Origin of the sequence: Blautia sp. MSK18_10 (genome assembly GCF_020553185.1) — a bacterium.
Lineage (GTDB): Bacteria > Bacillota > Clostridia > Lachnospirales > Lachnospiraceae > Blautia_A > Blautia_A wexlerae.
Genome location: NZ_JAJCGT010000005.1, coordinates 39160 through 53162 on the forward strand (window position 1 = coordinate 39160; position 14003 = coordinate 53162).

The following is a 14003-nucleotide window of genomic DNA, read 5'->3' on the forward strand; positions in this document are numbered from 1 at the left end:
ACTGTTTATAGTGTTACGAAAAAGATTAATATAAATAATCTTTATTTACATAACCATATTTGCAGAGTTTCTGGGAGTAAACATACCAGTACTGTGCATCAGTTGTATCCACAAGCTGAACTGTATCGCCGGAATATAACTGTCCGATCTCGTTGGAAGAGTCGTAAGCCTTCGCAGAGCGCAGAGCCAGATAACCGGTAGCAACACTGACTGTTCTGGTGGCATATGTGGTTGTTCCGCCAATCAGATAATCTTTATTTACATATCCGTTTTTTCCTAACTTCTGAGAGTAAACGTACCAGTACTGGGAATCGCTGGTGTCGATAAGCTGAACTGTATCGCCGGAATACAGCTGTCCGATCTCATTGGAGGAATCATAAGCTTTTGCGGAACGCAGAGCCAGATAACCCTTGGCAACACTGACAGTCCTTGAATCTCCGGAAGAACTCTGTGCACTGGCAGCAGTATCGCCACTGTAATATAAGTAATCTTTATTTACATAGCCGGATAAGTTCAGTTTCGGAGAATAGACATACCAGTACTGAGGATCACTGCTGTCAGAAACTGTTACTGTATCACCGGAGTATAACTGTCCGATCTCGTTAGAAGAGTCATAAGCCTTTGTAGAACGCAGAGCCAGATAACCTTTGGCAACACTGACAGTATAAGAACCGGACGAACTTGTCGGCTGTGATGAGAGGAAATACAGGTAATCGTTATTTACGTATCCGGATTTGTTCAGTTTTGGAGAATAGACGTACCAGTAATCACTGGTGGTATATTCTGTAACTTCAACAGTATCACCGGAATACAGCTCGCCGATCTCGTTGGAGGAATCATAAGCCATGGCAGAGCGCAGAGCCAGATACCCTTTACTTACACCTACCTGATAAGTGTCAGATGCCATAACGATCTGTGAGCTGCAGGGTACAGATACAGCAGCAATCGTAGCTGCAAGAATCATGGGAATTGCAATATTTTTTCTTTTTTTCATAGTGAACCCCTCCTTTGGGTTATTATGTACTCTGAGAGTACATTATTTAATTATAGTAATCGTAAATCGTTCTGCTTAAGGTAGCGATTGTATTCTGTGCGGAACCGGCGCTTGAGAGATTCTGGGACATAAATACGATTACTACGTCATTTTTGGAATCATAGATGATTCCGGCATCATTTTCCACGTTGTCAAGTTCTCCGGTTTTATTTGCGGTTTTGACTCCTTCCGGAAGCTGTGCGGGAATTTTGTTACAGCGTGTCTGTGCCTTGAGCAGATTAAACATATCAGTGGCATGGGTGTAGCCGGATGTATCCTGTTTATAAATCTCCTGCAGGAGATGACCACAGTCTCCTACAGATGTGTAGTTATCATCATTCTCATTGCTGGCAAGGAGCATACGTCCCATGTGAGTCTGGTCATAGCCATGTGCCTGGCAGAAGCTGTTGACAGCCTGCATACCTGCTGCGGAATCACCGCCGCCAAGATAAGTTGTCAGGGTATTGGCTGCATCGTTATCGCTGACTGTGATCATGGAGTACAGATTGGAGTCTACAGAATCTCTGCCGTATTGTCCGGTTATCTGATCATAATTCTCGTAGACAGCTCCCATGATATAGAGCTTGATCAGGCTTGCAGCCTGCATTTTCTGATCATTAAGACTGCCCTCGGTTCCATTTACAAGATCGGATATGAAAACAGCCCAGGTTCCGTTTTCAGCGGGAAGCTGACTTTGAACCTGTTTTAAAATTGTCTCCAGTTTCTCATCTGTGACCGGTTCTGAAGATGTGCCTGCCCCGGAACCGTTAAAGACGCTTTCAGAACTCTCTGAAGATGAAGAAGGGGAAAGCATTCCCTGACCTTCTACGGATGTTCCCGCGGCCTCTGCATTTTCAGCAGCATGACTGCTGTATGCAGGAGTAACAAGAAGGCTGAGCGATAGCAGAGGTATTAATAATTTTTTTGAAAACATTGCGTTCACCACCTGTTAAATATTTACTGTAAAACATTCGGAATCTGTTGATCTGTTATATAAATCGTATTTCTTCATGTTTAGATAAATCAGATTTAAAAGTCTTATTGTGCAAGCACAAATGATTTTTAAAATCTGATATCTGTATGTACAAAATTATACAGTGTTAAGAGTTGTGTTACAAGTGTATTTACGGTTGATTTTAAAATTTATTATATGGCTGCCGGTTACTGTTGGCACAATACTTGAGATGCGTTCATACAATTTGTAGGAATACGGGCGTGAAAAATCCGCATATCTGATTATATATTTTGAATTATATAAATGCTACAATAAAATCATCAGAAACGAGATAAAGAACGACAAATTAAACAAATAAATGTGGGAATGTGGGGGCATTTTCATATTGCATGAGGAGGTAGATTATATGTTAACACCGAAACAGAATATGCTGGAAGTTATAAAAGGCGGAAATCCTGACAGATTTGTTAATCAGTATGAAGCAGTGCAGCTTCTTTTTCATCCGTTTATGTTTACAAACCCGCTGCTTCAGCCCGGACAGGAAAATGTAGTGAATGCATGGGGGGTAACCAATACTTTTCCGAAAGGAGTTCCGGGTTCTTTTCCTGTACATACTCCTGACAAGATCGTGGTAAAGGATATTGAAGACTGGAAAGACTATGTACATGCACCGTCTTTGAAATTTACCCAGGATCAGTGGGATATGGTGAAGGCTCAGTATGATGCAGTTGACGGAGAACAGGCATTTAAAGCAGCTTTCGTTGCACCGGGATTATTTGAGCAGACTCATCATCTGTGTGAGATCAGTAATGCGTTGGTTTATTATATTACTAATCCGGATGAAATGCATGATCTGATCAAATATCTGACAGAGTGGGAACTGGAACTTGCTGAAGGTATCTGTTCCAACCTTCATCCTGATGCATTATTCCATCATGATGACTGGGGTGGACTGGACAGTACATTTATGAGTCCTGCAATGTTTGATGAATTTTTACTTGAGCCATATAAAGAAATTTACGGATATTATCACAGTCATGGCGTTGAGCTGGTTATCCATCATTCTGACAGTTACGCAGCAACACTGGTTCCTTCTATGATTGAGATGGGGATCGATGTATGGCAGGGATGTATGGAAACCAATAATCTTCCGGAACTGATCAGGAAATATGGCGGAAAGATCAGCTTCATGGGCGGTATCGAAAATCGTGCAGTTGATTTTGAGGGCTGGACAGATGAGAATTGTGATGCAGTGGTACGTCGTGTCTGCGAAGAATGTGGAAACAAATACTTTATTCCGTGTATCGCTCAGGGTGGCCCTGGTTCTGTTTATCCGGGTGTTTATAAATCTCTCTGTGATTCCATTGACAAGCTGAATGAAGAGAAATTTGGCATTAAGGCATCTGAATCTACAAGGCTTCCATGGCAGATTATGTTCTGATCTCAGGTGTTGCAGAGGATGATGCTATGGAGGTGTTTGAAAATGATTATTATTGGTGAGAAAATTAATGGTTCTATCCCGATCGTTGCAGAAGCGATCGCGAAAAGAGACTCTGAATTTATTAAAGCAAGAGCAAAGCTTCAGGCGGAAAGCGGAGCTACTTATATTGACTGTTGCGCTTCTGTTCCGGAAGCGGAAGAAGTGGAAACATTGAAATGGATGATCGACTGTATTCAGGAGGTTACAGATCTTCCGATCTCAATTGACAGCCCGAGTCCGGATGTTCTGGCACAGGCTTATAAGTTCTGTAAGAAACCTGGAATTTTTAACTCTGTATCAGGAGAGGGACATAAGATTGATACGATTTTCCCGATCATGGCTGAGCCGGGAAATGAGGGATGGCAGGTAATTGCGCTGCTGAGTGACAATACAGGTATTCCGAAATGTGCAGCAGACCGTCTGAAAGTTTTTGACAAGATCATGGCGAAAGCGAAAGAGTACGGAATTGCTCCGGACAGGATTCACATTGATCCGCTGGTTGAGATGCTTTGTACTTCTGAGGATGGTATTGCAACGAATATTGAGACGATCACAAGTGTACGTGAGCAGTATCCGACCATTCATATTACGGCAGCGATCAGTAATATTTCCTTTAATCTGCCGGTTCGTAAGCTGATTAATTACGGGTTCCTGGTACTGGCAATGAATGCAGGACTGGACAGTGGAATTATGGATCCGACAAATAAGGATATGCTTGGACTGGTTTATGCAACAGAAGCATTACTTGGTCTGGATGATTATTGTATGGAATATATAGGGGCTTACAGAGAAGGCTTAATTGGTACAACAAAGAAGAAGTAGGTTGAATCTGCAGAAACTGTGTAAATGAATTAAGTGGTTGGAATCTGAAATTGAGAAATAACAGGAGGATTTGATTATGTCTAAGATAAATGAAGTTGCGGAATTAGTTGAAAAAGGGAAAGCGAAATTAGTAGGACCGGCTGTACAGGAAGCCATTGATGAGGGTGATGATCCGGTTGCGATTCTGAATGATGGTATGATCAGTGCGATGTCTGTAGTTGGTGAGAAATTCAAAAATGGTGAGATCTTTGTTCCGGAGATGCTGGTTGCAGCTCGTGCTATGAAGAAAGGTGTTGAGGTTCTGAAACCGCATCTGGCATCTGGTTCTACAGGTGCACTTGGTAAGGTTATCATTGCTACGGTTTCCGGTGACCTTCATGATATTGGTAAGAATCTGGTTGCCATGATGATCGAGAGTGCCGGATTTGAGGTGATCGATCTTGGAGTTGATGTTCCGGCGGCTAAGATTATTGAGTGCTATAAAGAGAATCCGGATGTTAAGATCATTGCTCTTTCTGCGCTGCTGACTACTACTATGCCGGCTCTGAAGGAGACTGTTGAGGCGTTGAATGCGGCGGATTTCAGAGGTAATATTAAGGTTATGGTTGGCGGAGCGCCGATTACAGAAGCTTTTGCTGAGGAAATTGGTGCTGACGGATATTCTGATGATGCGGCTAGTGCGGCTTCACTGGCTAAGAAGTTGGCGGCCTGATCTGATTGGTTTGTGCAGGTATTAGTATAACGCGAAAATATTATGAGGGGACTGCTCTGTGGAGTGGTCCTTTCGTGTATTTTGGGATTTTTTGGAGTGTGTTATAATGGGAAAAAGGGGACGCTCAGAAAAATATTTTATTTCATGTGCGGTTTCGGGGTCTAAGATATTCTAACCTCTCAGAAATCTGCTAAAGGCATGAGCAGCCTTCTCAAACTCGCTCCGTTGCAAACTTCGCTCAGACAGTGATACAGTCTGCTCATAACGCAGATTTCTGAGAGCTAAGAATATCTAAGACCCCTGCAAATGCACATGAAATAAAATATTTTTCTGAGCTGGCTGTTGGTTGTTGTGATGTTTGGATTGGATATGTGGGAGGTTTTTATGGCTTGGGTTAAGTTTGTGCGTGAAGGGATTGAGATAGAAGTGAATGCCGGGATGTCTGTGTTGGAAGCTGAGATTCGGGCGGGTTTGAGGCCGGATGCGCCTTGTGGCGGGCTGGGAAAATGTGGGAAGTGTCTGGTTAAGATTGATGGTGAAGTTGTTAAGGCGTGTCAGGTGCGGATTGGTGAAGGTGAGACTTGTGTAGTGGAGACATTGGACAGGGCTGGCAATGAGAAGATTTTAACGGATGGATTTAACAGAGAAGTTGTGTTTGAACCGGGACTACGGATGGCTCAGGTTGAGCTGGAGAAGGCGAAAACCGGGGAGAAGCGGTCGGACTGGCAGAGGCTGCTGGATGCGCTGGCGGAGACAGATGGTGAGGTTGAGCCGGGGCAGATGGAGGTGGATCTGAAGCTGGCGGGTGAATTGTATGGGATGCGCAGGGATTCTGATGAATGGTATGTGATTTACAGTAGACGACGAATTCTGGAAATGAGGAAGGAAGCTGGTCGGAGGTGTCTGGCGGCTTTTGATATTGGGACGACTACCATTGCGGGGTATTTGCTGGATGGTGCGGATGGGAGGACTCTGGCAGTTGAGAGCAGGATGAATCCGCAGGCGCAGTATGGTGCGGATGTGATCATGCGGGCGAATTATGCGTTGGAGCATGGAACAGAAGCGTTAAGTATGTGTGTTCGGAAAGCGGTTAATGAGATGTTGGGAAGTCTGGCAGAGGATGCAGGGATAAGGAGAGAGGATGTTTTTCAGGTGTGTGTTGTGGGAAATACTTGTATGCATCATCTGTTTCTGGGGATTTCTCCGGCTTCGCTGGTACATGCGCCCTATATTCCGGCTGTGAGTGAGAGGCTGGTGCTGAATGCGGGGGATTATGGTCTGGCTGTGCAGGAGCGTGCAGAGTTGATCATGCTTTCGGATATTGCAGGATATGTGGGAGCGGATACCTGTGGATGTCTGCTGGCTATCAGGCAGGATCAGCAGGAAGAGATTTCTCTGATGATCGATATTGGAACGAATGGTGAGATGGTTCTGGGAAACAGGGAGCGGATGGTGACCTGTTCTACTGCGGCCGGGCCTGCTTTTGAGGGTGCAAAGATTGAGTGTGGAATGCGTGGCGCGGCCGGGGCTGTGGATCATGTGAAGTATGAGGATGGGAAGTGGAACTATACAACTGTTGGGAATAAGCCGGCGGTTGGTTTGTGTGGTTCGGGATTGATCGATCTGGTGGCGGGTCTTCTGGATGCTGGAATGCTGGATGAGAATGGTGTGCTGAGAAGTGGACAGGAGAAGCAGGGTGTGTTTATTCTGGTACCGCCAGAGCGAGGCGGTAATGAGAGAGGGGTTTATCTGACGCAGAAGGATCTCGGAGAGGTTCAGCTTGCGAAAGCTGCGATTGCAGCGGGAATTCAGATGCTTATGGAGCGGCTTGGGATTACAGAAGATGATATCTGTTCGGTATATATTGCAGGTGCTTTTGGCAACTATATGGATCCGGTCAGTGCCGGGAAGATTGGCTTGCTTCCGGCGACGCTTGTGAAGAAAGTGAAACCAGTGGGAAACGCTGCTGGTGAGGGTGCGAAGATCGCACTTGTGAATGAGAAGGAAATGCTGGAGATGGATGAGCTGGTGAGAAAGATTGAATTCGTTGAACTGGCTGCTTCGGCTGATTTTCAGGATCATTTTATTGATGAACTGGGATTTGAGACAGGTGAATGATTTTATCCGCCTGATGAGATTGCTATAGACTATACAAGAGAGTAAGGGGTTAGATTATGGATATAAAAAAAATAGAGCAAATGGGAATGGAGCAGGGGTTTTCGCATGTGGTGTTGCTGGATTGTGATACGATTGAGCTGAAGCCGGAGGTTCGACAGATGTGTGCAGCGGATACCTGTCATAAGTATGATAAGTGCTGGAGCTGTCCTCCGGGATGTGGCTCTCTTGAGGAATGTGAAGCGAAAGTCCGGCAGTATAAGTATGGGATTATTGTTCAGACAGTTGGTGAATTGGAGGATATTTTTGATGGCGAGGGAATGATGGAAACGGAAGCCAGACATAAGGAGTATTTTGTGGAATTTGAGAAGAAACTTCGGGAGATTTATCCGGATATGCTGGCGATTGGTGCGGGATGCTGTACGAAATGTAAGGTCTGTACTTATCCGGATGCTCCATGCAGGTTTCCGAAACAGGCTTTCTCATCGATGGAGGCTTACGGGATGCTGGTAACACAGGTCTGCCAGGCCAATGAGCTACAGTATTATTATGGGGATTGTACGATTGCTTATACGAGCTGTTACCTTCTGGAATAACATTTTAGCCGAATCAGGTAAGTCCCCTGTGGAGCAGTTATTTGGTGTAGCGAAGCGGATTACGAATATCTGCTTGATTTAAATCAAGTAAATTCTCTGGTTACTGTTCACTGGTAATATCCCGCGAGGTGTTTTTTGTGAGCGAAGGTCACAGAAAACCCGAGATATACCGCGCGAATTTATGCGATTAGCATAAATTCTGTGCATCGCGAAGCGTGTTACTGAGAACGGAGTGAACAGTAACATTCTCTGTGGAGGTTGCGGAAGGGGAAGTCAGTTTTCGTTGTAAATAACAGTGAGATATGATAAAATACAGATATTGAAAGCGCAGAGCGTGTTTGAAAAAACAAAAAATCCTTCGCCGCAGGGCGGGGGATTTTTGGCAGAAGGTATTAAGGGTGGCTTGAGGATATGACAGTACTGGAACAGTTAAGAAAAACAATTGAAGACGGACATCCGGGGGAGACAGAGAAGTTGGTGAGGGAGGCATTGAAGCAGCATATTCCTGCAGGGCGGATTGTGGAAGAGGCCATGACTCCGGCTATGCGAACAGTGGGGGAGAATTACAAATCCAATGGTGCGGATATTATTAAAATTCTGGCAGCAGCCCGAAGTGTGCGCAAGGGTTTTGAATTGTTGGAGGAACAGGACTCGCAGTTTGGCAGGAGGAATATCGGAACTGTAATCCTTGGAACGGTGGAAGGTGATCTGCATGATGTAGGTAAGAATCTGGTTGCGATCATGTTTCGTAGTGCCGGATTTAAGGTGATCGATCTGGGAGTGGATATTTCTGAGAAGCAGTTTCTGCGTGCAGTGAAGCAGAATCCTGATGTGTCGATCGTGTGTATCTCCTCGCTTCTGAGTACTTCAATTCCGGAGATGGAGCAGGTGGTGAAGTCTCTGAAACGAAGCAGCAATAAGCATAAATTTAAGATTATGGTTGGTGGAGGTGCAGTAACGGAGCAGCTGGCGAAGAATATGGGAGCAGATGCCTATACGGAGAACTGTATTGAGGCTGTGGAAGTTGCGAAGACGTTTATTGTGTGAGAACCGGGCTGACAGGTGCGTATAAGAAAGACATAATGTGAGTTAAATTGCTATAGAATTGACTGGTAAAATAGGTGCTTCAATTATGTGACAGGAGGATTGTAGACTTGCAGCTGTCATCAGTTTATTTATATGAAAAAATAAAAGAGAAATATGAAATTACGGAAAGGGGAACTTTATCCGGTTCAGACGGATATCTGCGCCCCTTTTTGTGTTATGAAAAAAAAGAAACATTTCGACATGGGCATGTTTATGTGGTACAGAGATATGACAAAGAGTGGGAATCGGCAGTTCTGACTGCTGAAAATATACTCTGGGTATTTTGTGGGAGAGAGGAAATTGATGCTGCATCAGAAGAGCTTCAGCAGATTCCGTATATTCATATTGCACTTGATAGTCTGGAAGAAATAGCAGAATTTATGAATGATGTGCAGGAGATTTTTGATGCGGCTGATGAATGGGAACGGAAGATTCATGATTTGATGTTAGAACATGCCGGAATGGACAGGCTTTTGCAGGTGACATCGGAATTTCTGCAGAATCCGATGACTGTAACAGGACTGGATTTTACCTTTGTGGCGGAAGCGGGAAGCGAGTATCTGCCGCCGAGGGCGCGGCTGTATACAGATGACGGGTTGAATATGGAATATGTAAATGCACTTTTGCAGAATGAGACTTATCGAGATATGGCAGATACGCATGAATATGTGATGTTTCCGGCTTACATCAGTGGATGTCGTTCGATGAACAGAAATCTGTTTGTGGATGGGAAAGCAACTCACAGGCTGGTTTTGACTGAGTGCAGATCAGAGATTACACTGAGAGTTATCTGTGTACTGGATATTCTGGTGGAGAAACTGGAGTATTTGCTTGCGCATGAAGCGGAGGAAGAAGATCCGGACAGGGATATGGAGCAGATTTTTGTCAGGATTTTGTCGGACAGAACTGCGGATTATATGCAGGTGAGTAGAGAACTGAGTGAACTGGGATGGAGTGGAAATCATGAATATATGTGCCTGATCCTGCAGATTACCTATCTGAATCAGCAGAATCTTTCCACAAAGGCAATCTGCCGATATATTAAGAAGAAATTTGAGGATTCTGTGAGTTTTCTTTATCAGGATGAAATTGTGGCATTTTTTGACCTTACCAGACTTGGAAAAAGCCAGGAGGAAGTAGCCGGAAAACTGGTTTATTTTATCAGGGATACTTATCTGAAAGCCGGATACAGCAGGGTGATGACAGGACATATGAATCTGAGACGGCAGTATGTGCAGGCGAAGACGGCTTTGGATGTAGGAAGCCGTAAGAAGCCTTATCTGTGGATTCATTATTTCGGTCAGGTGGCATTGACTTATATTCTGGAACAGGCAACAAGAAGACTGCCGGGAACAATGATCTGTCATGAAGGGCTGCTGGAATTGAAGAAGCATGATGAGGAGAATCAGACTCAGTACATGGAGACATTGAGAGTGTATCTGGAGCAGCATCTCAGTGCAACCCAGGCGGCAAGGGAATTGTTTATCCACCGCAGTACGTTTCTTTACAGGCTGGACAGGATTAAGGAAATCCTGCAGTCGGAGCTGGATGATCCGGAGGAGATTTTTTATCTGGAATTGTCGTTTAGGCTGCTGGAGCAGGAGCGAGAGAAAGAATAGTACGGGAACAGAATAGTGCAGATATCTGGAAAGGTCAATTATTTGTGGAGGGAGATGTTTTGATAAAAAAATTCAGGTACGCTTGAGCGTACCTGAATAAATGTTAAAAGAGATATTATGTTATTTAGCTTCTTCTTCGGCAGCAGCCTCTTCTTCAGCTTCCAGAGCCGGGTCTACGTGAACGGCGGCTACGGATACAACTGCAGCTTCAGGGTCTGTCTTTAAGTCTACATCTTTGTCCTGGGCGATGGCGAGGTCTTTGACTTTGATTACGTCGCCGACTTTCATGTCACCGACATCTACCATAATTTTGTCTACCAGTGCTGATGGGAGAGCTCTGAAGGAGATTTCTTCCAGATGCTGCTGTAATACACCGGCTTCCAGCTTGTCGTGGTTTACAAGTACGATCTCTGCTACGGAATGTACTTTCTCGTTGCTTACCAGTGCCTGGAAATCTATTTCATCCACCTGTCCTTTTAACGGATTGAACTGGATCTCTTTGATCAGTACGTCATATGACTGACCATCTACATCCAGCATAATCTGGCTTCCTTTGTTATTTGTCTTGAGAAGTTTCTCGACAGCAGATTTCTCGATTTTAACAGGAAGAGAACCTTCCATTTCTCTGCCAAATACGTTACCTGTAACGTAGCCTTCTCTTCTTAATCTTTTGGCCTTTGTGTCCATTGTTCTTTTTTCAGCTTTTAAAGTATTCATTTGACTTTTCCTCCATTTTACAGCTGAGGTGACACGCTTGACACTATCTTTAATTTATGAGCATCCGAAATGCTCCAGGTGGTGTTAAGTATTTTTGAGTATTCAGTTGTTTGTTCTTTATCTTTGTTACAGCTGTATTATAACACGCTAAAAATGAAATGCAAGAGGAAAATGTGAAGAGTTTGTGAAATTTAAGTAAACACAAACAAAGCCCTCCGGAAGTGACCGCTTCCGGGGGGCTTTGCATTTAATCTAATTAATCATTAATTACAGAGTATCATTTCTTCTGATATAACCAGGCTGTTCAGTCGGGGAAACGATTTCTTTTTTATGAACGAGTTTCGCCCATTTGTCAACTACTTCATTCTCTACGTGAACACCCTCACCTACAGTAACTTCAGCGAGAACAACACTGTTTCTTACAACAGCACCTTTTTTAATGACGCATCCACGACCGATTACGGAATTCTCAACAGTACCTTCAATCTGGCAACCGTTGGAGATTACGGAATTCTTCACATCTGCAGTATTGAAATACTGAGTCGGGCAGGAATCATTGGTACGTGTATAGATTGGCCAGTTATCATGGAAAAGTTCCTGAGCTGACTTGTAATTAAGGAGAGCCATGTTTGCAGCATAGTAACTTGGGAAGTCTGTAATGCTTGCAAAGAATCCCTTGTGTGCAACACCGCGGATGTCCAGAGTTTCGCATTTATCATTCAGGATGTCTGCCAGTGTATACATGGAAGAAAGATTCTTGGCTTCTTTGATCAGGCTGATGAAAAGCTCTGTTTTCATAACACAGGTATCCATATAAACATACTGATTCTTCTTATTACCATGATTCGGTTCGATGGATTCCACACCTTTCTGGCGGTTCAGTCCCAGAACATTACAGGTAAGATAAGCCTCTTTTGCGTTATCAACAGCGTGATAAAGCAGGGTAACATCTGCACCGGACTCAATGTGTGTATGTAAAAGCTGGTCAAAATCAATTGAATAAACCATATAGCTCGGGGCAATGACAACATACGGATGATTCATTCTGCTGAGGGACTCCATGTTGTCCAGATAGCAGGAGATATCGGTGTTATAGATATCATTGTCATTATTGTGCTCTGAGAAGAGAAGCTGAAGTTTGCCGCTCTTGGAGTTGATATTGTAATGACGTCCTGTTCCAAGATGTTCTACAACAGAACGGGGTTTATTATTGATATAGACCTGAATACGTTCAATGTTGCTGTTGGTCATATTGGAGATAGGGAAGTCAATGACTCTGTATCTGCCAAGGAAAGAAAACGCACCGATTGGGCGATAATCCTGCATACCATCTACATAAATATTTCTCCCGGAAGAGCTTACGATTCCAAATGCCTTATACATATTATTCTGCCCCCTTTACGCGTTTCGCTACAAGCTCAATGTGCTCACTGTCTGCGGCACCGACAACTGCACCTTTACCGATGCGGACACCGTCAGCTACAAGTGCACGCTGAACAACGGCACCCTCTTCTACAACAACACCCGGCATCAGTACACTGTCGATAATTCTGGCACCTGCACCAATCTTAACACCTGTAAAGAGAACGGAATGCTTAACTTCGCCCTGAACAACACAGCCCTGTGTGATATATGCATCTTTAACATCTGCTTCTGCGCTGATGTACTGTGGAAGTGCGGTAACATCTTCTGTATAAATCTTCCATGACGGATCACCCAGATCCAGTTCATTCTTGGAACTTAACAGATCCATGTTTGCTTCCCAGAGAGAGTCGATGGTACCAACATCTTTCCAGTATCCTTCAAATTTATATGCATAAAGAGTTCTGTTATCGTTAAGCATAGTAGGGATGATATCCTTACCGAAGTCATGGCTGGAATCCGGATTCTTGATATCAGCCATCAGCATCTTGCGGAGGAGTTTCCAGGTGAAGATATAGATACCCATGGATGCAAGGTTGCTCTTCGGATGCTCAGGTTTCTCTTCGAATTCTACGATACGTCCGGATTCATCAGTATTCATGATACCAAAACGGCTTGCCTCTTTCATCGGAACTCCGATAACTGCGATGGTTGCATCTGCCTTTGCTTCTTTGTGGGCTGCAAGCATCTTGTCATAGTTCATTTTATAAATATGGTCACCGGAAAGAACAAGAACGTATTCAGGATCAAATTTATCAATGAAATCAATATTCTGGGAGATTGCATCTGCAGTTCCGCGATATACATTCAGATTCTCATCTGCTTTCTCACGTGGAGGAAGAACGTAAACACCGCTGTTTTTAGCATCAAGCCCCCAGCGTCCGCCGGCTGCCACATAACTGTTCAGCTGGATTGATTCATACTGTGTAAGTACACCTACAACATCAACGCCACTGTTGGCGCAGTTGCTTAAAGGAAAGTCTACGATACGATATTTACCGCCGTATGAAACGGCCGGCTTTGCCACTTTATTGGTAAGATCATGCAGACGGCTGCCACGACCGCCGGCCAGGATCATGGCCAACATACTATTTTGTTTCATAATAGTGAACCCTCGCTTTCATTTGTTATGTATTATTATACATTTTCTCCTGACATTTTTCCATAGGTTTCTGAAAAAAATATGTAAAAACTTTGCTACAAACTAAGTAAAATCGACGAAAAATTATACATTATATACAAATATCGAGACGAATCGCATGACGGGGGATTAAAGATATTTGTAAATTATGCTTATAACGTACCAAAATTCATTCCAGATTGCCTGCGGCAATGGAATTTTGGCCTGTATGTCTCGGGATTTTGGCATATTCATGCCAAAACACCTCGCGGAATAATGCTGTGTGAACAGTAACATTTGTTCACAAATTTAAGTGAAACGGGTGG

Annotated in this window: 12 protein-coding genes; 7 read left to right on the top strand and 5 right to left on the bottom strand. The window is 43.9% G+C overall.

Going from position 1 to position 14003, the window contains the following annotated elements; genetic code table 11:
* Nucleotides 1-25: 25 nt before the first annotated feature.
* Entirely contained in the window at nt 26-994 is a 969-nt protein-coding gene (locus LI074_RS03930) for an SH3 domain-containing protein (RefSeq protein WP_243101437.1), read from the bottom strand.
* A gap of 46 nt (nt 995-1040) precedes the next feature.
* The gene (locus LI074_RS03935; protein WP_025578062.1) at nt 1041-1967 is read right to left on the bottom strand and encodes a serine hydrolase; all 927 of its coding nucleotides are present in this window, start codon (nt 1965-1967) and stop codon (nt 1041-1043) included.
* A 427-nt stretch (nt 1968-2394) separates the two neighbouring features.
* Between LI074_RS03935 and LI074_RS03940 the strand changes: the two genes are divergently transcribed.
* The 7 genes from LI074_RS03940 (at nt 2395) to LI074_RS03970 (ending at nt 10418) form a co-directional block, all read left to right on the top strand.
* Complete coding sequence (locus LI074_RS03940; protein ID WP_022380455.1) at nt 2395-3429, top strand: vanillate--corrinoid protein methyltransferase; 1035 nt, start codon at nt 2395-2397, stop codon at nt 3427-3429.
* A gap of 42 nt (nt 3430-3471) precedes the next feature.
* Nucleotides 3472-4290, top strand: coding sequence for a methyltetrahydrofolate cobalamin methyltransferase (locus LI074_RS03945; protein WP_026649855.1), 819 nt, complete (start codon nt 3472-3474; stop codon nt 4288-4290).
* Between the two features lie 76 nt (nt 4291-4366).
* Nucleotides 4367-5002 (top strand): corrinoid protein, encoded by a 636-nt coding sequence (locus tag LI074_RS03950; RefSeq protein WP_008705414.1) that lies wholly within the window; start codon nt 4367-4369, stop codon nt 5000-5002.
* A 384-nt stretch (nt 5003-5386) separates the two neighbouring features.
* Nucleotides 5387-7120 carry an ASKHA domain-containing protein gene (locus LI074_RS03955; RefSeq protein WP_243868767.1) on the top strand — a complete coding sequence of 578 codons (1734 nt, stop codon included), beginning with the start codon at nt 5387-5389 and terminating at the stop codon, nt 7118-7120.
* Between the two features lie 56 nt (nt 7121-7176).
* A complete protein-coding gene (locus LI074_RS03960; protein WP_118616805.1) occupies nt 7177-7713 on the top strand; it encodes a DUF2284 domain-containing protein in 537 nt (178 codons plus the stop codon).
* Nucleotides 7714-8124: 411 nt separating this feature from the next.
* Nucleotides 8125-8760: a cobalamin B12-binding domain-containing protein gene (locus LI074_RS03965; RefSeq protein WP_008705404.1), complete on the top strand. Its 636-nt coding sequence runs from the start codon at nt 8125-8127 to the stop codon at nt 8758-8760.
* Between the two features lie 107 nt (nt 8761-8867).
* The gene (locus LI074_RS03970) at nt 8868-10418 is read left to right on the top strand and encodes a PucR family transcriptional regulator (protein ID WP_179962932.1); all 1551 of its coding nucleotides are present in this window, start codon (nt 8868-8870) and stop codon (nt 10416-10418) included.
* Nucleotides 10419-10538: 120 nt separating this feature from the next.
* Here the strand turns inward: LI074_RS03970 and LI074_RS03975 are convergent, their stop codons facing one another.
* From LI074_RS03975 to LI074_RS03985, 3 genes are all read right to left on the bottom strand, one after another.
* Complete coding sequence (locus LI074_RS03975; RefSeq protein ID WP_173697777.1) at nt 10539-11135, bottom strand: 50S ribosomal protein L25; 597 nt, start codon at nt 11133-11135, stop codon at nt 10539-10541.
* A gap of 267 nt (nt 11136-11402) precedes the next feature.
* Nucleotides 11403-12518, bottom strand: coding sequence for a glucose-1-phosphate adenylyltransferase subunit GlgD (gene glgD, locus LI074_RS03980; protein WP_173697778.1), 1116 nt, complete (start codon nt 12516-12518; stop codon nt 11403-11405).
* A 1-nt stretch (nt 12519) separates the two neighbouring features.
* Entirely contained in the window at nt 12520-13659 is a 1140-nt protein-coding gene (locus tag LI074_RS03985; RefSeq protein WP_022380243.1) for a glucose-1-phosphate adenylyltransferase, read from the bottom strand.
* Between the last annotated feature and the right edge of the window lie 344 nt (nt 13660-14003).

Coding starts and splice junctions, on each gene's coding strand:
- LI074_RS03930 (WP_243101437.1), bottom strand. CDS start 994: ATGAAAAAAAGAAAAAATATTGCAATTCCCATGATTCTTGCAGCTACG.
- LI074_RS03935 (WP_025578062.1), bottom strand. CDS start 1,967: ATGTTTTCAAAAAAATTATTAATACCTCTGCTATCGCTCAGCCTTCTT.
- LI074_RS03940 (WP_022380455.1), top strand. CDS start 2,395: ATGTTAACACCGAAACAGAATATGCTGGAAGTTATAAAAGGCGGAAAT.
- LI074_RS03945 (WP_026649855.1), top strand. CDS start 3,472: ATGATTATTATTGGTGAGAAAATTAATGGTTCTATCCCGATCGTTGCA.
- LI074_RS03950 (WP_008705414.1), top strand. CDS start 4,367: ATGTCTAAGATAAATGAAGTTGCGGAATTAGTTGAAAAAGGGAAAGCG.
- LI074_RS03955 (WP_243868767.1), top strand. CDS start 5,387: ATGGCTTGGGTTAAGTTTGTGCGTGAAGGGATTGAGATAGAAGTGAAT.
- LI074_RS03960 (WP_118616805.1), top strand. CDS start 7,177: ATGGATATAAAAAAAATAGAGCAAATGGGAATGGAGCAGGGGTTTTCG.
- LI074_RS03965 (WP_008705404.1), top strand. CDS start 8,125: ATGACAGTACTGGAACAGTTAAGAAAAACAATTGAAGACGGACATCCG.
- LI074_RS03975 (WP_173697777.1), bottom strand. CDS start 11,135: ATGAATACTTTAAAAGCTGAAAAAAGAACAATGGACACAAAGGCCAAA.
- glgD (WP_173697778.1), bottom strand. CDS start 12,518: ATGTATAAGGCATTTGGAATCGTAAGCTCTTCCGGGAGAAATATTTAT.
- LI074_RS03985 (WP_022380243.1), bottom strand. CDS start 13,659: ATGAAACAAAATAGTATGTTGGCCATGATCCTGGCCGGCGGTCGTGGC.